At 64.6% G+C, this 19329-nt stretch carries 13 protein-coding genes; 6 read left to right on the top strand and 7 right to left on the bottom strand.

Translation table 11 applies throughout. The features are described from left to right. Positions 1 to 144: 144 nt before the first annotated feature. Complete coding sequence (locus KC8_RS07140; protein ID WP_010127669.1) at positions 145 to 1323, top strand: glycosyltransferase family 4 protein; 1179 nt, start codon at positions 145 to 147, stop codon at positions 1321 to 1323. Between the two features lie 39 nt (positions 1324 to 1362). On the opposite strand, the gene KC8_RS07145 is transcribed toward KC8_RS07140, so the two are convergent. The 6 genes from KC8_RS07145 to KC8_RS07170 all read right to left on the bottom strand — a co-directional run bounded on the left by KC8_RS07145 (position 1363) and on the right by KC8_RS07170 (position 6870). Next, positions 1363 to 1677: a hypothetical protein gene (locus KC8_RS07145; RefSeq protein ID WP_010127668.1), complete on the bottom strand. Its 315-nt coding sequence runs from the start codon at positions 1675 to 1677 to the stop codon at positions 1363 to 1365. A 14-nt stretch (positions 1678 to 1691) separates the two neighbouring features. Beyond that, the gene (locus KC8_RS07150) at positions 1692 to 3107 is read right to left on the bottom strand and encodes an MBOAT family O-acyltransferase (RefSeq protein WP_010127666.1); all 1416 of its coding nucleotides are present in this window, start codon (positions 3105 to 3107) and stop codon (positions 1692 to 1694) included. Next, positions 3108 to 4517, bottom strand: coding sequence for a GDSL-type esterase/lipase family protein (locus tag KC8_RS07155; RefSeq protein WP_010127665.1), 1410 nt, complete (start codon positions 4515 to 4517; stop codon positions 3108 to 3110). Then, complete coding sequence (locus KC8_RS07160; RefSeq protein ID WP_010127663.1) at positions 4514 to 5449, bottom strand: SGNH/GDSL hydrolase family protein; 936 nt, start codon at positions 5447 to 5449, stop codon at positions 4514 to 4516. Before KC8_RS07160 ends, KC8_RS07155 begins: the two co-directional genes overlap by 4 nt. Before the next feature lie 305 nt (positions 5450 to 5754). Then, complete coding sequence (locus KC8_RS07165) at positions 5755 to 6135, bottom strand: response regulator transcription factor (RefSeq protein WP_138956790.1); 381 nt, start codon at positions 6133 to 6135, stop codon at positions 5755 to 5757. A 96-nt stretch (positions 6136 to 6231) separates the two neighbouring features. After that, positions 6232 to 6870, bottom strand: a complete 639-nt coding sequence (locus KC8_RS07170; protein WP_010127658.1) for a response regulator transcription factor — start codon at positions 6868 to 6870, stop codon at positions 6232 to 6234. A gap of 282 nt (positions 6871 to 7152) precedes the next feature. Here KC8_RS07170 and KC8_RS07175 point away from each other — a divergent pair, with 282 nt between their 5' ends. The 4 genes from KC8_RS07175 to KC8_RS07190 all read left to right on the top strand — a co-directional run bounded on the left by KC8_RS07175 (position 7153) and on the right by KC8_RS07190 (position 13589). Next, on the top strand, positions 7153 to 7536 hold the full coding sequence (locus tag KC8_RS07175) for a hypothetical protein (RefSeq protein ID WP_029624832.1): 384 nt from the start codon (positions 7153 to 7155) through the stop codon (positions 7534 to 7536). Beyond that, positions 7533 to 8843 (top strand): efflux RND transporter periplasmic adaptor subunit, encoded by a 1311-nt coding sequence (locus KC8_RS07180; RefSeq protein WP_010127655.1) that lies wholly within the window; start codon positions 7533 to 7535, stop codon positions 8841 to 8843. The genes KC8_RS07175 and KC8_RS07180 overlap by 4 nt, the downstream gene beginning before the upstream one ends. 148 nt (positions 8844 to 8991) lie before the next feature. Beyond that, positions 8992 to 12165 (top strand): efflux RND transporter permease subunit, encoded by a 3174-nt coding sequence (locus KC8_RS07185; RefSeq protein ID WP_010127654.1) that lies wholly within the window; start codon positions 8992 to 8994, stop codon positions 12163 to 12165. Positions 12166 to 12176: 11 nt separating this feature from the next. Beyond that, complete coding sequence (locus tag KC8_RS07190; RefSeq protein WP_010127653.1) at positions 12177 to 13589, top strand: efflux transporter outer membrane subunit; 1413 nt, start codon at positions 12177 to 12179, stop codon at positions 13587 to 13589. A 48-nt stretch (positions 13590 to 13637) separates the two neighbouring features. On the opposite strand, the gene putA is transcribed toward KC8_RS07190, so the two are convergent. Beyond that, positions 13638 to 17510 carry a trifunctional transcriptional regulator/proline dehydrogenase/L-glutamate gamma-semialdehyde dehydrogenase gene (gene putA, locus KC8_RS07195; RefSeq protein WP_010127652.1) on the bottom strand — a complete coding sequence of 1291 codons (3873 nt, stop codon included), beginning with the start codon at positions 17508 to 17510 and terminating at the stop codon, positions 13638 to 13640. A 153-nt stretch (positions 17511 to 17663) separates the two neighbouring features. On the opposite strand from putA, the gene KC8_RS07200 reads away from it, so the two are divergent. After that, positions 17664 to 19328: a class I adenylate-forming enzyme family protein gene (locus KC8_RS07200; protein WP_010127651.1), complete on the top strand. Its 1665-nt coding sequence runs from the start codon at positions 17664 to 17666 to the stop codon at positions 19326 to 19328. Position 19329: the final 1 nt, after the last annotated feature.

The following is a 19329-nucleotide window of genomic DNA, read 5'->3' on the forward strand; positions in this document are numbered from 1 at the left end:
TTCGTTTACAACATATTAATCATATATTGCGGGTGCAGCGCAGCGATGTACCAGGATCGAGCTTCGCTTGCTTTGCGCGCCCGGCGCAAAACCACGCGGCGTTGCAATGGCATTTTGCCCGGCAACCCTCTAAAGCGGCGCCCCATGCAAGTTGAAGACCTTCGTGTCGCCCTGTTCACGGGTAACTATAATTACGTCCGCGACGGCGCCAATCAGGCGCTGAACCGGCTGGTCGGGTATCTGCTCGGCCAGGGGGCCGCCGTGCGGATCTATTCGCCGTGTATCGATACTCCGGCATTCCCGCCCACCGGCGACCTGGTGGGCGTTCCCGCATTGCCGTTGCCGGGCCGTGCGGAATATCGCGCCCCGCTGATGATCCCGCCTTCGGTAAAGCGCGATATCCGGGCTTTTCAGCCCAATCTGTTTCATGTCGCCAGCCCCGAAATCCTTGGTCATCGGGCAGTCACCCTGGGGCGCAAGCAAGGGCTGCCCGTCGTGGCATCGGTCCACACCCGGTTCGAAACCTATCCTCGCTATTACGGCCTGACCTTCCTCGAACCGATCCTGGAAGCGGCGCTGCGCCGCTTCTATCGGCGCTGCGATGCGATCTTCGCGCCATCCGAATCGATGGCGCAGCTGCTGCGCGAACAGCGGATGAACTATGATGTCGGCATCTGGTCGCGCGGGGTGGAACGCGACATCTTTTCCCCGGCCGCACGCGATCTGGCGTGGCGGCGCGGCTATGGCATCGGCGACGATGAAACCGTGGTCGGCTTTGTCGGCCGGCTGGTGATGGAAAAGGGGCTGGATGTCTTTTCCGATGCGATCGACAAGCTCGAACAACGCGGCGTAAAGCATCGTGTGCTGGTGGTGGGCGAAGGGCCGGCGCGCGACTGGTTCGAACGGCGCCTGCCCAATGCCGTGTTTGTCGGGTTCCAGAAGGGCCATGATCTCGGCCGTGCTGTCGCGTCCTGCGATATGCTGTTCAATCCGTCGGTTACCGAAACCTTCGGCAACGTCACCTTGGAAGCGATGGCCGCCGGCCTGCCAGTCGTCGCCGCGATCGCCACGGGCAGCCAGAGCCTTGTCGAAGACAATGTCACCGGCCGGCTGGTCCGCCCCGGCGCGATCGCCCAGTTCGCCGATGCGCTCCAGCATTTTTGCGAGAACAAAGACGCCCGCGCCGCCGCCGGTGCCGCCGGCCGTGTCGCCAGCGAACGGTTCGGCTGGGATGCCGTCAACCAGGTGCTAGTGGATGCCTATCTCCGCGTCATCCGCCAGCGCGCCGAACATCGCGAGCCGCCAGCCCAGCGCCCCCGCTGATCGGGCCGGCATATATGGGGGGCGCGGCGCGGCTGCGGCCTATTCCGCCGCTGGCTCCTGCCCAGCAAAGCGCAGCGCCTGAAGATCCTTCCAGCGCGCGTGCATCCAGGCCCGGGGCGTAGCGAGCAGTAGGCGTTCCGTCGTTTCTTCCCACGCCTCCGTCGCCGCAACGATACGCGCGGACACCGGGGTCGGCGCCAGTTCGACCGCCCAGCCATTCAGCGCAGTCGCGTTCGTCAGCCCGAGAAACAGCGTCGCCACCGCGATGATGACTGTGGTCCAGCGCAACACCGGGCCGCTCGTCATCGGCGGGCCGGGCAGATCGACCGGAGATGGATGATGTTCGTCGGCCATCGCGATCCCCTTCCTCAGAACTGATAATATATGAAGGGCGCGACCCCTTCGAAACGCATCGCATCGATCAGCAGGATCGCAGCGCCAGCCCCCAGCCCGAGCAGCGGCGCGGATACCGTGCGCAGCCGCAGCGCGATCCCCTGCATCAGCATCGGCGGGGTGAAGTGCATCGCCATGCCGAACAGGATCAGGCCCACGGCAAGCGGCGTCGCCACCGTCGCCCCCCAATCGCCCCGGCCGATGCCACCCAGGAACGCGATCGCACTATCGAAGGTTTCAGCGCGGAAGAATATCCAGCCGAGCGCCACGATGTGGAAGGTGAGGAAGATCGCGATCGGCACCGGCAGCGATGGCCAGCCGGCGGGCTTGGCCTTGCGCCACAGCGTTTCCAGCACCTGGACGATGCCATGCAGCCCGCCCCAGATCAGGAAGGTCCATTTCGCACCATGCCACAGGCCGCCGAGCAGCATGGTGATCATGATGTTGCGGCACGCCTTGTACACGCCCCCCCGGCTGCCGCCGAGCGAGATATAGAGATAGTCGCGCAGCCAGCTCGACAGGCTGATGTGCCAGCGCCGCCAGAAATCCTGGAGCGATCGGGCGCGATAGGGCTGGTTGAAATTATAGGGGAAGCGATAGCCGAGCAGCGCCGCCAGCCCGATCGCCATGTCGCTATAGGCCGAAAAATCGCAGTAGATCTGCACCGCATAGCCATAAGCCGCGATCACCAGATCGAGGCTGGAATGCGCGCCGGGATCGAAGAACACCGGATCGACGAAGCCGACCGACAATTCGGATGCGACGACCGCTTTCTTGAACAGCCCCCAGACGATCAGCAGCAGGCCCATCGCCACCATGCCGCGATCGAGCTTGGGCGTTTCCCTGAACTGCGGGATCAGATCGGACGCACGCACGATTGGCCCCGCAACAAGGTGCGGGAAGAAGGACATCAGCAACGTCATGTCCAGCAGGCTGGCCGGCGGCACCTTCTTGCGCGCCACGTCGATCAGATAGGACATGCCCTGGAAGGTGAAGAAGCTGACCCCCACCGGCAGGATGATTTCAAGGAGCGGCATATCCCGTTCGAACCCGAACTGGCCGAGCAGCACGCCCAGTTGTTCGAGGAAGAAATCATAATATTTGAAGAAGCCGAGGATGCCGAGATTGGCAACCACCCCGGCCACCAGCAGCGCCTTGCGCCGGCCGGGCCGGGTATCTTCGTCGGTGCGCGAGATCAGCGCCGCAGCCCCCCAGTTGAGGAATGCGGACAAGATCAGGAGCGCGACGAAACGCCAGTCCCACGCGCCATAGAAGATCCAGCTTCCCAGCAGCAGCAGGATCTTGCGCCATTCGTTCGCGCGGTCGACGCCCCATACCAACACGTAGATGGCGAGGAAGAACAACCCGAAGGTGAGTGTCGGAAAGTGCATTTAGCGGGACGCGCTCATCAGGGTGCGGGCACGTTCCAGATCGGCGTTCAGGCGCTGGGCGATATCGCGCCCGCCAGCCGAATTGAAATGGACATAATCGCCGCGCATCAAAGGCGGATCGGCCTTGACCCACCTGACCGCCGAACACACCCCGCCCATCCGCGCCTCCCAATCCCAGAAAGCGACGCCAAGCTGGGCCGCGACGCGGCGCTGCGTTTCGCGTGCGGCGCCCAGGCCCACCGGCGGAAAAATCGGATTGGCCCGCACGGCCCATGTCGGCGAGACAGGTGGGGCCGCAACCGGTGGTTGCGCCGGCAGATCATCCGACGCGGTGTCACCCGCGCTGATATCGGCCAGCAGATTATCCAGCCGGCCCGTGCCGATCCGCGTCTGCCCCGGCGGAATGGATGAGGATGCGGTGACCGACGCGGCCGACGGCTCGGGACAATAGGTTGGTGCCATGCCGGCGGCGTTGCGCAGCATTTCCGGGCGGCGGCTGCTTGCATCCGGCGCACCCAGCAGAAGGAGCGGCACGCCAGGCGCCAAGCGGCGCATCCGGCCGATCTGGGTGCGCAGCGTGATTTCATATTCCGCTGGCCGGAAAACGGGGGCGAACCCTTCGTTCGTGCCGAACGCGAGGACGATGAGATCGGGCTTGTAGGTGCGCAACTCCTCGGCAACGACGGCATCGTCAGTCCGCCCGAAATGCTGGAGTTGTGATCCGACCACGCCGACATTGGACAGTGCGATCCCGCCATTGTCGCGGAACGTAGCCCATGACGTGATCGTGACAGGCCGGTCCTCGGCCACCACCTCGACATTGAATACCGGCTGCGACGTCGTGACCGTCTTGCATTCGGCGCGACCGGTGGCGGAATCGAGCCGCATCCGATCGATCCGATCGCCGGTGCGGATGGTAAGCGTGCCCGCATCGGGCGAAGCCGCAGCGCACAGCACGAAACGATCGAACATCTGACCGGCATTGGCGGTGAGCGCGATGCGCGCGCCGGGGCGCTGCGATGTCAGGCTGAAGCCGGAAAGGCCCATTGGCGGGCGCGGCGGCGCGGATGCGGCGCCGAATGTCGCCGTAACCTTCCAGCCGGGCGACATTTCGGTCGTGACGCCGCGCGTCAGATAACCCTGATAAGGCCGCCCCGCCGCGAGCACACCACGGCCACCCGCGCCGTAGCGGGCCTGAAGCATCTCGCGCCACGCGCCGGTGATAGCGTCGCCCGCAGTATGGCTGTCACCGATCTGCAGGATATGGAGCGGCCGCTTTCCGGCCACGCCACCCGGCTGCTCGCGCTCCAGCTTGTCGAAAAACGGTTCCAGCCCGCGAATATTGCACAGGCCATCGACGCACGGAGACGCGGCAGCAGCGGCCGCCATGGCGATCAGTGGCGCCATCATAACGCACTCGCCTGAACGATCTTGTCGTCCTTACCGGCAAAGCTGCGCGCAGCTTCGACATAACCGCGAATCCGATCGGCCAGCCCGCGGGTGATATGGACGTAGCCAGGCATCGACATGTGGATGCCATCATTAGCCCGCATCAGCGTGCGTTTCCCCTCCGGTCCGTCAGGCAGATAGGGCGCATATGCGCCACTGGCATCGACCGACAAAGGCGCGGTATCGATGAACGGCACGCCGAGCATCTTCATCCTTTCGGCGTAGAAAGCGTTCATCTGCGCGATATCCGCGTCGAAGCTGTCCTTGCGCATCTTGGGCAGCCCCACCCAGTAGACCATCGCCCCCTTCGATCGCAGCAGGCGTACAAGCCCGTCTACTCGGCCGCCGATCACATGCTTCCATTCCGGGGAAAACAGGGCGGCTGCCTTGCCATTGGCATAAACGCCCTGCGTATCGTTCGCGCCGAACGAGATGACGGCAATATCGACCGGGCCATCGGCGGCGAGTTGCTCGGCCGTATGCTCCTCCAGATTGAGGCTGGCATAACGGGTGAAGCCAACCGATTGCTGGCTGTACTTCACCACCTGATAATCCGCCGAAGCCGGAAGCTGGCGGTAAAGTGCCGACCACAGCCCGTCGCCGAAACTGTCGCCGAACACCCCGACCCGTATCTTGCCCTTTGCCGCGACGGTATCGAGCAACTGCTGCTGAAACGGCATGGCGCATTCCACGCCCGCCGTCTGCGGCATGGGCTGGGGAGCGGCCGGTGTGGGCACGGGCGCCGGGATGATCGGGGCAGTCGTATCCTTGGGCGTCGCCACTTGCGGCCAGGGCTGACCACCATGTGCGAAAGCAAGGCCAATCGCAGCACCTGCCGCGACCCCCAAAAACAGCACGACGGTGCGATCGGCCAGCAACGTCCACGGCTTCATCGCATAACTCCGCCCAAATCCAACTCGTTCGCCCGCGAAAACGGCTTACGCCGGGTCGAACCGTCCTTAACGCGGCGCAGAGTCGGCTGTCGAGCCGACAAATCGGCAACGCCGCCCGAACGCCCCAGCCCAGCGCCAAAATATTTCTTGCAAATGAGAACTAGTCGCAATAAAAGCTCGGTATCGGCGCGGTTCCCCTTAACCGCCCGACGGGCTCTACGGCACCCTCTCCGCCGTGACGCGAAACAACTGGCCGGAGGCGCAAAGCCGCCTTCGGCCATTTTTCCGGTACGAAACAGATGGGATCAGACCGGGCCGACGGCCTGTTCAAGCGTGTCGATCAGTTCGCGACATTCGAACGGCTTGCGCAATGTGCGGATCGCGCCACAGCAGGCGGCACGATCGAGCGTCGCTTCATCGGTGCTGGCCGTCATCAGCAGCACGGGCAGCGAACAACCCCGGCTGGCCAGCGCTTCCTTGAGATCAATACCGCTGAGGCCCGGCATGTTGATATCGGTAATCAGACAATCGGCATCGTCGGCATCGCCCGACGCGAGAAACTCCTCCGCCGTCCCATAATCGTGGACATCGTAGCCGAGTGAACGAACGAGGCTGCGCGTCGCCGCGCGAAGCGACGCGTCGTCGTCGACAATGACCACCATGGGCAGGGACTTGGCATTCCTCACATCAGGCATCCTCACCGCTAGCGGTCTGCGCATATCATGCGCCTACCACCCGATTGATCTTGATATGGGTAATTGCCCCGTCAATGGAAATCATACTCAGGTTTGTCGATCGGTGCTGCCATCGGACCGGAGACGCAATGCTTCGGCCATGCGAACAAGATCCGCCAGCGACCGCGCGCCCATCTTGCGCATGGCGTGGCCCCGATGAATCTTCACCGTGATCTCACTGAGATTGAGATCACCGGCCACCTGCTTGTTCATTTTTCCCGCCGTCACCAGCGCCATCACCTGCCGTTCGCGCGGCGATAACGTCTGAAACAGCCCAAGCAGATCTGCCGCGCCATCCTCCGCAGCACGCCGCGCCTGATCCCGCTCAATCGCGGTGGCGACCGCGTCCAGCATGTCCTGATCGCGAAATGGCTTGGTGAGGAAATCCACCGCGCCGGCCTTCATCCCCCTGACGGACATCGGAATATCGCCAAAGCCCGTCATCAGGATCACCGGCAGATGAACCCCCGAATCGGCAAGCTGGGCCTGGAAATCCAGCCCGCTCATCCCTGGCAGGCGGATGTCCAGCACAAGGCAGCCGGGCGCATCGGGCCGATCCGCATCCATGAAGGCCCGCGCCGATCCATACATTCGCGTGGCAAGCCCCACCGAACGCAACAGGCTATCGAGCGACGCACGCAGCGATTCATCATCCTCGACGATGTGAACGATGGCTGTATCGCTCATGCCGGCTTGTCCCCTGTTCCTGTTCCATTCCGCTTTAGGCTGCCCCACCCCCGATCGGCAAGCAGGCGTTTCAGCCCGAAAACCAGCCATTGGAATCGATTGGACGGCCTTCAACATAAACCTTCGTATGATCAGGTTAAACCATCGCATTTCCCGACATACCTATGTCTGAAATGACCCGTACGCTGCGGCGCAATATCTTGCCGGCCATGGGAATTTGCCGGCCTGTTCATGGCCGGCAGCGGCGACGGGGCACAGCCCCGCACCGCAGGGAGACAAACGATGGCCTTCATGGATTTTACCGCGACAGGGGTCGCCGCTGCACCGCCTGTCGTAGCGAGCCGGGCGTTCAACCTGTTCGACCGCGCCGAATGGTCGGTCATCGCACTCGCCCGTCGGGACAATGTAGCCAGCCTTGCGCCGGATAGCTGGTGGCAGCGGATGCGCCATCGCCTTTTCGGTATCGAAGCGCCCCGTCCTCTTGCCAATGCACGCCTCGAAACGCTGCGCCGCTTCGCGGTCCTGGCCCGGCTGCGGCGGCACCTCATCAACCCTTCCGAAATCGCCCGCCTCGTCGCGGCAGGCTTCAGCGCGTTCCAGGCGGATGTGCTGCTGTCGCTGATCGACGATGCCCGGCCCAGCGCGCGCCAAGGGAGCCTCGCATGACTTATGACGCCCGCAACGAGAATTTCGCCCCCGATCTCGCGGAAGTGACGCCGGTTCCCGCCGATGCCGCCGCCGCCGCCATCCCGCCCGTTCGCGCGACACGGTCACGCACGCGGACAGCTGCGCTGATCGGCCTGCCGGTGGCCGCCCTTCTCGGGATCAGCCACTTCCTGCTCGGTGGCGCCCCGGCCGCCGCCGATGCGCCACCGGCCCCCACCGTCACCGTGGCCACACCCATCGTCCGCGACGTTACCGAATGGGACGATTATGTTGGTCGGTTTGCCGCCAGCCAGTCGGTCGAGATTCGACCGCGCGTGTCTGGCGCCTTGACCGGCATCCACTTCAAGGACGGCCAGCTTGTGCAGAAGGGACAACTCCTCTTCACGATCGATCCCCGCCCCTTTACCGCCGCCTTGGCCGAAGCGCAGGCGCGCGCCGCATCGGCGCGCACGGCCGCGGTGCTTGCCCGCAGCGAACTGGCCCGCGCCGAACGGCTGATCAAGGATGAAGCGGTTTCCGCCGAGGAAATCGACAGCCTGCGCGCCGCCGTGCGTTCGGCGGACGCTGCGGTCGCAGCCGCCCAGGCCGCTGTCCGCACCCGTGCGCTCGACGTGGAATTCACGCAGGTGCGTGCACCGATTTCGGGCCGCGTGTCGGATCGCCGCGCTGATATCGGCAACCTTGTCGCCGGTGACAGCGCAGGATCGGCGACCTTGCTGACGACCGTCTACGCGCTCGACCCAATCTATTTCACCTTCGACGGATCGGAAGCGCTGTATCTGAAGGCGCAACGCCAGGCCCAGACCGGGACCAGGGAAACGACCGTACAGGTAAAGCTTCAGGATGAGGCCGGCTATCGCTGGAACGGCCGGATCGACTTTACCGACAACGGCATCGATCCCAATTCGGGCACGATCCGCGGCCGTGCGGTGATCGCCAATCCTGATCATTTTCTGGCCCCCGGCATGTTCGGCAACATGCGCCTTTCCGGCGGCGGCGCCCGCCCGGCGGTGCTGGTGCCCGATAGCGCGGTGGTGAGCGATCAGGCCCGCAAGGTGGTGATGGTCATCCAGGCCGATAACATCGTGGCCGCCAAACCCGTGGAACTGGGCGCGGTGGTGGATGGGTTGCGCATCATCCGCAGCGGCATCGACCCCAAGGACCGGATCATCATCAGCGGCGTGCAGATGGCCCAGCCCGGCAAGCCTGTGCAGGCCGTGGGCGGCAAGATCGAAGCGACCAAGACCGCACCGACCGCCCCCACGATCGCGCCGCCGCCGTCACAGGCAACCTTCGCCGCACGCTAGATTCAGTCCCCCGCCCAGCCGGGCGGGGTTCGAATTGGTCGACACGCCCGTCGGACCATGACGCCCCCGCCGCATATGGCCGGGGGCCAAGTCCCGACTGTGCCCGACACGAGCGGAATTGAAACAAGCAGTTCGAGGAAGCCATTCCATGCGCCTCTCCCGCATCTTCATCGACCGGCCGATCTTCGCCGGCGTCATCGCGGTGATCATCACGATCATCGGCGCCATCGCCTATTTCGCGCTGCCGATCTCGCAATATCCCGAAGTCGTTCCACCCACCGTGACGGTGAACGCAACCTATCCCGGTGCGAACGCCGAAACGGTCGCCGATACGGTTGCGGCTCCCTTGGAGCAGGAAATCAACGGCGTCGACAACATGCTCTACATGTCGAGCCAATCGACCGGCGATGGCCGGTTGACGGTGACCGTCACCTTCAAGCTCGGCACCAACCTCGATGACGCACAGGTGCTGGTGCAGAACCGCGTGTCGCTTGCCGAACCGCGCCTGCCGGAAGAGGTGCGCAGGCTGGGTGTCGTCACGCGCAAGGCATCGCCGGACTTCCTGATGGTGGTCAACCTGATCTCGCCGGATGGGTCGCTGGATCAGGCCTATATGTCCAACTATGCGCTGACCCGGATCCGCGATCGGCTAAGCCGGATCGAGGGCGTGGGCGACGTGCGCATCTTTGGCGCGCGCGATTATGGCATGCGCATCTGGATCGACCCCGGCAAGGCGGCCGCCCGCAACATGACCGCCGGCGAAATCGTGGCCGCATTGCGCGCGCAGAACGTGCAGGTCGCCGCCGGTGCGGTGGGCCAGCCGCCTTATAATACGGGTGCCGCCTTCCAGGTCGGCGTCGAAACGCTGGGCCGTCTCAACCAGCCGGAACAGTTCGCCAACATCGTCATCAAAACCGATGCCGAGGGCCGTCAGACACGTTTGTCGGATGTCGCGCGGGTGGAACTGGGCGCCGAAGATTACAGCGTCAACGCCTATCTGACCGGCCAGCCGGCCGTGCATATCGGCGTGTTCCAACGCCCCGGATCCAACGCCCTTGCCGCCGCCGAGGAAGTTCGCGGCGCCATGCGGGAATTGTCCCAATCCTTCCCCAAGGGGCTGGAATATAAGTCCGTTTACAATCCGACCGAGTTCATCGAGAAATCGATCGAGGCGGTGAACGAAACGCTGATCGAAGCGGTGATCCTGGTCGTCATCGTCATCCTCGTCTTCTTGCAAAGCTGGCGCGCGGCGATCATCCCGGTGCTCGCCATCCCGGTTTCGCTGATCGGCACCTTCGCCGTGCTCGCGGCACTCGGTTACTCGCTCAACAACCTGTCGCTGTTCGGGCTGGTGCTGGCGATCGGCATCGTCGTCGACGACGCGATCGTCGTCGTGGAAAATGTCGAACGCAACATCGCCAACGGCCTGTCTCCGCTCGAAGCCTCGCGCCGGTCGATGGACGAGGTGTCGACCGCGCTGGTCGCGATCGTGCTCGTGCTGCTGGCCGTGTTCGTGCCGACCCTGTTCATCGACGGCATTTCCGGCCAGTTCTACCGCCAGTTCGCGGTAACGATATCGACTGCGACCGCGATCTCGCTGGTTCTGTCGCTGACGCTTTCACCCGCGCTCGCCGCCCGTCTGCTCAAGAGCGGCCATCACAAGCCGACCCATGGCTGGCAGGGGATTGCCGCGCGTGCCGGTGATGCGTTCAACCGCGGCTTCGACAGGATGTCGGTGGCTTACGGTGCGCTGGTCCGCCGGATGGTAAGCGCGCCCAAGAAGATGCTGACAATCTATGCCGGGTTGATCGGGCTGACCGGTGTCGTGTTCTGGGCAACGCCCGCCGGCTTCGTCCCCGCGCAGGACCAGGGCTATTATCTTGCCGCCATGCGCCTGCCGCCGGGTGCGTCGCTGGAACGCACCGACGCGATGATGCGCACGGTCGTCCAGCGCCTGCTCAAGGTGCCGGGCACCGAAGGCGCGGTGATGTTCGCCGGTTTCGACGGTCCATCATCGACGCTTGCATCCAATTCGGCGGCCAGCTTCATCGTGCTGAAGCCGTTCGATGAACGGCAAAAGCTGGGCCTGACCGGCGACAAGATCGCGCAGGACCTGCGCGCGGCAGCCGCGGAATTCAACGGTGCGGGCATCTTCATCGTGCCGCCGCCGCTGATCCGTGGCATCGGCACCGCCGGCGGCTTTTCGATGATGGTGCAGGACAAGAGCGGCCAGGGCTTTGTGGAACTCTACAAAACCACCGGCGGCGTGATTGGCGAAGGCAACAAGACACCGGGGCTGTTCGCCGTCCACACCAAGCTCGATGCGCCGGCGCCGCGCATCTACGCCGATATCGATCGCGCCAAGGCCGATATGCTCGGCGTCGCCCCGGCGCGGGTGTTCGAAGCGCTCCAAGTCTATCTGGGATCGGCCTTCGTGAATGATTTCAACCTGCTCGGCCGCACCTATCGCGTGACCGCACAGGCGGAAGGATCGTCGCGGGCCACCGTCGCCGATATCGCCAACCTGAAGACCCGATCCAATTCCGGCGCGATGGTGCCGGTGGGCGCTGTCACCAACTTCGAGGACAAGACCGGCCCCTATCGCGTCACCCGCTACAACCTTTATCCCGCGATCGAGGTCGAAGGCGAAAATGCACCCGGCTATTCCACCGGCCAGGCGCTCGACGCGATGGAACAGGCTTCGGCCAAGGCCCTTCCTGCCGGCTACGGCGCGGAATGGACCGGCATGGCCTATCAACAGCGCGCCGCCGGCAACACCGCCGCGATCGTGTTTGCGCTGGCCGTGGTGTTCGTCTTCCTCGTGCTGGCCGCCCAGTTCGAAAGTCTGGTGCTGCCGCTGGCGATCGTCATGATCGTACCGATGACGCTGCTGGCCGCACTGACCGGCGTGAACCTGCGGGGAATGGACAATAATATCCTGACGCAGATCGGCCTCGTCGTGCTGATCGCGCTGGCCGCCAAGAATGCGATCCTGATCGTCGAATTCGCCAAGCAGGCGGAAGAAGCGGGCCGGAGCGTGATCGACGCGGCGGTGCAGGCGGCCGAAACGCGGTTGCGGCCGATCCTGATGACCAGCTTTGCCTTCATCCTCGGCGTGTTGCCGCTGGTGATCGCATCGGGGCCGGGCGCGGAACTGCGTCAGGCGCTGGGAACGGCGGTGTTCTTCGGGATGCTGGGTGTCACCGGCTTCGGACTGATCTTCACCCCCGTTTTCTATGTCGTGGCGCGTGCACTCGGCGACCGGCTTGGCCGCCGGAAGCCGGAAACCACCGCCGAACCCACCCTGCAACCTGCCGAATGAGGAGGACGGACATGCATCGTCTCCATACACTCGCTTTCTCCAGCCTCGCAGCGCTTGCGCTTGCCGGCTGCGGCGTGGGGCCTGATTATGTCGCCCCGATCCCGGCACCACCTGCGCAAGGCGCCTTCGTCAGCCAGCCCGTCGCGGTGACGGGCGACGCCGCGATCGCCGGCCGCTGGTGGCGGCTCTACGACGATCCCGTTCTGGACCGGCTGGTCGAAGACGCGCTGGCGAACAACAAGGACGTCGCCGTTGCCATGGCCAACATCGCCAAGGCCCGCGCATCGCTGCGCGGCACCAAAAGCGATCGGCTGCCGCAGACCAATATCGGTGCGGGCGCCGATTATGGCCGGCTGCCCGCCAGCCAGCGCAGCCCCGGTGCAAGCCGGGAGGACTGGCAGGTCAATGGCGGGCTGGATATCGCGTATGAGATCGACCTGTTCGGCCGCGTCAGCCGCAATGTCGAAGCCGCGCGCGCCGATCTGGCGGAAGCGGAAGCCACCCGCGATGCGGTGCGCGTAACGGTGGCCGCCGAAACCGCGCGGGCCTATGCCGATCTCAATTCGGCGACCGAACGGCTGGGCGTTGCCGAACATATCGTCGCACTGATCGATCAAACCGCGACGCTCACCACAAAGCGGTTCGAAGCCGGACGTGGCACCAAGCTGGATGTCGCGCGCGCGCTGGCATTACGCGATCAGCAAAAGGCGCTGATTCCGCCGCTGGCCGCCCAGCGCGATGCCGCCCGTTTCCGGCTGGCGACCTTGACCGGCCGGCCACCGAGCGAACTGCCCGCAGACGCGCAGGCGCGCGGCACCACGTTGCGTCTGGAAAAGCCGATCCCGGTGGGGGATGGCGCGGCCTTGCTCGCCCGTCGCCCGGACGTGCGCGCGGCCGAACGACGGCTGGCAGCGCAGACCGCGAGAATCGGGGTCGCGACCGCCGATCTTTATCCGCGCATCACGCTGGGCGGATCGGTGACGTCGACCAGCACCGGCTTCGGCAACATTTTCGGCGCAGGGCCGCTCGGCTGGCTGTTGGGCGGATTGGTGAGCTGGAACTTCCCCAATCAGGAAGCCACCCGGGCACGCATTCAGGGCGCCGAAGCCGAAGCGCAGGGCGCGCTCGCCAGCTTCGACGGCACCGTGCTGCGCGCGCTGGAGGAAACCGAAACCGCGCTATCGGCTTATGGCCATGCGCTCGATCAACGCACCGCGCTGCAATCGGCACGCGATCAGGCGGAAATTGCCGCCCGCATCGCCCGCGCCCAGCAGCGCGAAGGCCGGGTCGATTTTCTGATCGTGCTCGATGCCGAACGCACCTTTGCCGAAACGCAGGCGGCGCTGGCGGAAGCCGACGCCCGCATCGTCACCACCCAGGTCGATCTGTTCCGCGCTTTGGGTGGGGGGTGGCAGGACGGATGAGGCCGCCCGCCACCTCCCGATAGTTTGAGTTTGTGTCAGTAGCTTTGCTTACCCGATCGCCATCAACGTCGCATTGCCGCCAGCGGCTGCGGTGTTGGTGCTGATCACCTTTTCCTCGAGCAACAGATCGAGGTTGTAACCCGCGCGGCCGGACGCGAGATCAGCCGCGGTAGCACCTTGCACCGTGACGATCCGTCCCGGCCGTTCGGCCACCGCTATATTCACCGCGACCAACGTGTCGGCGTCGCCTTCGAATAAAACGCCGCCCAGATCGGCTGTGCCACACCAGTCGCGGCTGCGGTGAATGCGCGCAGCCAATGCGGGTGGCAGACCATCGAGGACCGCAAGCGCCGGATGCTCTGCTTCGACCAGCACGTCATTGCCGGTCGCAAGCGCCGCGCCGAACTGCACGAGCAGCCCGGTCGTCGTCGACGGCAACAGCGCGATGCGTCCACGCGGATCAAGACGATAAAGGTTGCGCTCGCCCACCGGCCCCGGAAGTTCGGCCACTGCCCCCAATGGCACGCCCACCGCCTGTGCCTTGCACGCGAACAGGGCCTCGCCATGGCCGGTATCGCGCAGCCAATCCACATAGGCCAGGAATGGCGCGCGCTGGGCATCATCCGCCACCAGCCCCGGCTTATCCGCCGCCGGCCGGCTGGCCAGCAAGCGCGGCACGTAAAGCGGTCCGCCCGCCTTCGGCCCGGTACCCGAAAGCCCCTGCCCGCCAAATGGCTGCACGCCGACGACAGCGCCGATGATGTTACGGTTCACATAGACATTGCCGGCATGGCTCGCCTGCGACAGCCGGGCGATCACTTCATCGATGCGCGAATGAATGCCGAAGGTGAGGCCGTAGCCGCTGGCATTCACCGCATCCATCACAGCATCCCGATCCTCGCGCGCATAACGCAGGACGTGGAGGACGGGGCCGAACACTTCCTGTTCGACGTCCGCGATCGCATCGATCTCGATCATCGTCGGCGCGACGAAGGTGCCGTGGCGGGTTTCCGTCGGCAGATCGAGCCTGCGCACCTTATGGCCCCGGGCTGCCATCGCATCGACATGCGCCAAGATGCGATCTCGCGCTTCGGCGGTAATGACGGGGCCGACATCGATCGACAGGCGATCGGGATTGCCGACCGCCAGTTCGTTCATTGCGCCCCACAGCATTTCCAGCGTGCGATCGGCCACATCTTCCTGAATGCACAGGATGCGCAGCGCCGAACAACGCTGGCCCGCACTGTCGAAGGCTGACGCGATCACATCGCCCACCACCTGTTCCGCCAATGCCGAACTGTCGACGATCAGCGCGTTCATGCCGCCCGTTTCGGCGATCAACGGCACGGCATGGCCTTCCGTCGTGACGCGCTTTGCCAACGTGTGCTGGATGATCCGCGCCACTTCGGTCGATCCGGTGAACACCACGCCGCGCACGCGCGGATCGCCGGTGAGCAGCGCGCCCACTTCACCAGCGCCCGTCACGAGTTGCAGCGCATCGGCGGGCACCCCGGCTTCATGCAGCAGGCGGACAGCTTCTGCCGCGATCAGCGGCGTTTCCTCAGCCGGCTTGGCCAGCACGGTGTTGCCCGCCGCCAGCGCCGCCGAAACCTGACCGGTGAAGATCGCCAGCGGGAAATTCCACGGGCTGATGCAGGCAACAGGGCCAAGCGGGCGGTGCGTGTCGGCGGCGAAACCCTGCACGGCATCGGCATAATAACGCAGAAAATCGACCGCTTCGCGGACTTCGGAAATGGCGTTGGGCAATGATTTGCCCGCTTCGCGGACGATCAGCCCCAGCAGCACGGGCATCCGCGCTTCCATCAAATCGGCAGCGCGGCGCAGGCAGGCCGCACGATCGGCCGCCGGCGTTGCGCCCCATACCGTCTGTTCGCGCGCCGCACGGGCAAGGCTCGCATCGACCATCACGGCCGTGCAATCCCATACCGTGCCAACCACATCCCGCCGATCGGCCGGATTATGAACCGGCCGTTCCAGCCCGCCTTCGTCCGCCGGCTGCGCCCGCCATTCGGTGGTTACACTGGCAAGCAACGCCGCCGACAGCGATGCAAGGCGCTGTTCATTGACCAGATCCAGTCCGGCGGAATTCAGCCGCGAAGGCCCATAAATATCGCGCGGACTGCGGATCGCGGGGTGGGAAGAACCCAGCGGCACGATCTTGCGCGCAGCCTCCACCGGATCGGCCACGAGGGTTGCGACCGGAATGTCGTCATTGCCGATCTGGTTGACGAACGAACTGTTGGCGCCATTTTCCAGCAGGCGACGGACGAGATAGGCCAGCAAGGTTTCGTGCGTGCCGACTGGGGCGTAGATACGGCATGGGCGGCCCAGATTTTCCTGGCCGACAACCTGTTCGTACAGCGGTTCGCCCATGCCGTGCAGGCACTGGAACTCATATTGCCCCGCATAATAATTGCCGCCGGCCATCGCCATGATGCTGGCAAGTGTCCGGGCGTTGTGCGTCGCGAATTGCGGGAACACCGCATCGGGCGCGGCCAGCAACTTGCGCGCGCAGGCCAGATAGGACACGTCGGTATGCACCTTGCGGGTGAAGACGGGAAAATCCTCCAGCCCATCGACCTGCGCGCGCTTGATTTCGCTGTCCCAATAGGCGCCCTTCACCAGCCGCACCATCAGCCGCCGGTTGCTCCGCCGCGCCAGATCGATCACATGATCGATCACATAGGGGCAACGCTTGGAATAAGCCTGAATGACGAAACCGATGCCGTTCCACCCCTTCAGTTCGGGCGCGGCGCACAGCGCTTCCAGCAGATCGAGGGACAATTCGAGGCGATCGGCCTCTTCGGCATCGATGTTGACCCCGATATCATAGCCCCGCGCGAGGAGGACGAGCGCCTTCAGCCGCGGGAACAGTTCGGCCATCACCCGTTCGGCCTGCGCGCGCGCATATCGCGGGTGAAGTGCCGACAGCTTCACCGAAATGCCCGGCCCTTCATAAATGCCGCGTCCGCCCGATGCCTTGCCGATCGCATGGATCGCCTGTTCGTAATCGGCATAATAGCGCGCGGCATCCGCCGCCGTGGTCGCCGCTTCGCCCAACATGTCGTAAGAATAGCGGAAACCCTTGGCCTCCATCGTGCGGGCGTTGGCCAGCGCCTCGCCAATATCCTGGCCGGTGACGAACTGTTCGCCCATCATCCGCATCGCCATGTCGACGCCCTTGCGGATCACGGGTTCACCACCCCGCCCGATCAGCTTGGTCAGCGCCGATGTCAGGCTCTTCTCGCTCGCCGTTGACGTCAGCTTGCCGGTGACGACCAGCCCCCAGGTGGCGGCGTTGACGAACAGCGACGGGCTGCGCCCGACATGCGATTGCCAATCGCCCGTCGATATCTTGTCACGGATCAGCGCGTCACGCGTCGCGCGGTCAGGGATGCGCAGCAGCGCTTCGGCCAGGCACATCAGCGCCACGCCCTCCTGGCTCGACAGCGAATATTCCTGGATCAGCCCTTCGACGCCGCCGCCCTGCCCCTTGGCGCGCAGGCCCGCGACAAGGTTTGTCGCGATCGCCGTCGCCTCGGCCTGCTGATCGGCCGTCAATGTCGCTTCGGCGAGCAGATAGGGCAGGCATTCGCGTTCGGGCAGGCGATAGGCCGATGTGATCCGCGCGCGCAGCGATCCTTGCGGTTGCACATTCTGCGCGAAATGCATGAACGGCGCCGGCGACACTTCAGCCTCGGCGACGGGCGACATTTCGCCATCTTCCCCGGCCAGCGCGTCGGCCGCAATGCCATGATCCCCGCGTTCGATCCGTTCGATCGCCGCAATCAGCGATTTCTTCGCCAGCCAGTGCGGGGTGTGGCCGATCGCGCTGGCCGCCTGCTTCAGGCGCTGCCGCAGCTCTTCGCTCACCTTCACGCCGATCGTCGAATCCGCCACGGTTTCACCTATTTCTGGAAAATGGTTTCACCTTTCATAGCGCAGAATCGAAACAGGTGAAACCTGCGCAAAAAGATGGGCACCCTATCCATTTGGATATTGCCGGGGCGATTCGCGCGCGCGATGCTGCCAGCAAAATAAATGGAGTTGAGGATGACCGCGAACCCCTATGCGGCGAAGCCATGGCTTTCGCTGTTCCCTGAACGGCAACCGCATGAAATTTCGCCAGAATTTAACGACATGCTGAGCGCATTGCGCACGGCCGTGGCGACGGCGGGGGACCAGATCGCGATCCGCTTTTCCAGCAGCAACCTTAGTTACGCCGAACTTGACGCCGCGAGCGACAGGCTGGCAGGCTGGGCCGCGGCGCACGGCGTTTCCCGCGGCGATCGCATCGTCATCATCCTGCAGAATGTGCCCGCTTTCGCCATCGCGACCATCGCTGCGTGGAAACTTGGCGCGATCCCGGTGCCAGGCAACCCGATGTATCGCGCGGCTGAAATCGCCCGCCAGCTGGATGACAGCCGCCCCACGCTGCTAATCTGTCATGACAGCCACGCCGACACCGTGCGCGAAGCCATCGCCATCGCAGGCGACGATTGCCCATTGCTCACGGTACCCGACGATGGCCGCGACGATCCGAGCATAGCCGGATCTTTCGCTGCCGCGATGGCTGAAAACGCGCCCGCCCCGCCGGCGATCACCATCGCATCCGACGAACTCGGCCTGATGTTGTACACATCGGGTACCACCGGTGCGCCGAAGGCCGCCATGCTCAACCATGCCGCCCTTGCCAGCAACAGCGAAGCGATGGCCCTATGGTACGGCATCGACCCGCAATCCCGCATCCTCGGCATCGCCCCGCTGTTTCACATCACGGGCTTCGTCGCCCATCTGACGATGGCCATAGTCGCGCGCGCCTCCCTCATCCTGTTCGGTCGTTTCGATCCCGCCCGCGCCATCGAAACGATCCGCCGCGAACGGCCGACATGGACGATCGGCGCCGTCACCGCATTCAACGCGCTCGCCAGCCTGCCGGATATTTCACCGGCCGATTTCGCCAGCTTCCATCGCGTGGATTCCGGCGGCGCACCGATCGCGCCCGCATTGCGGCAGTCGATCGCCGATCGCATCGGCCACAAACTCTATAGCGCCTACGGCATGACCGAAACGGCCTCCGTCACGCATAGCGGCCCGATCGGAAGGGATCTTCCAGTCGACCCGGAATCCGGCGCGCTGTCCGTTGGCATTCCCTATATCGGCACCGAAGCGATGATCGTCGACGACACGGGCAAGCCGGCTCCTGTCGGCGAAGCCGGTGAAATCTGGATGCGCGGCCCGCAAGTCATGGTCGGCTATTGGAACAAACCCGCTGAAACCAAGGCTGCGCTGCATGATGGCTGGATGCGATCGGGCGATGTCGGCTTCATGGATGCAGCCGGCTGGTTCTACCTTGTCGACCGCAAGAAGGATTGCATCATCGCGTCAGGCTTCAAGGTATGGCCCCGCGAGGTCGAGGACGCGCTCCACGCCCATCCGGCGGTGCGCGAAGCTGCGGTTGTCGGCGCGCCCGACGCCTATCGCGGCGAAACCGTGATCGCCCATGTATCATTGCGCGCGGGGAGCATCGCCGACGAAGCCGAGCTGATCGCGCACTGCCGCGAAAATCTGGCCGCCTATAAGGTGCCGCGGATCATTCGCATCGCTGGCGAACTGCCCAAGACCGCAACCGGAAAGATCCAGCGCAACGTGCTTCGGGAAGCTGAGATCGAAACGGCGCGCGCCGCCGATTCCGAAAAAGCACAGGCAGCCGGATGAC

Origin of the sequence: Sphingomonas sp. KC8 (genome assembly GCF_002151445.1) — a bacterium.
Lineage (GTDB): Bacteria > Pseudomonadota > Alphaproteobacteria > Sphingomonadales > Sphingomonadaceae > Sphingomonas_E.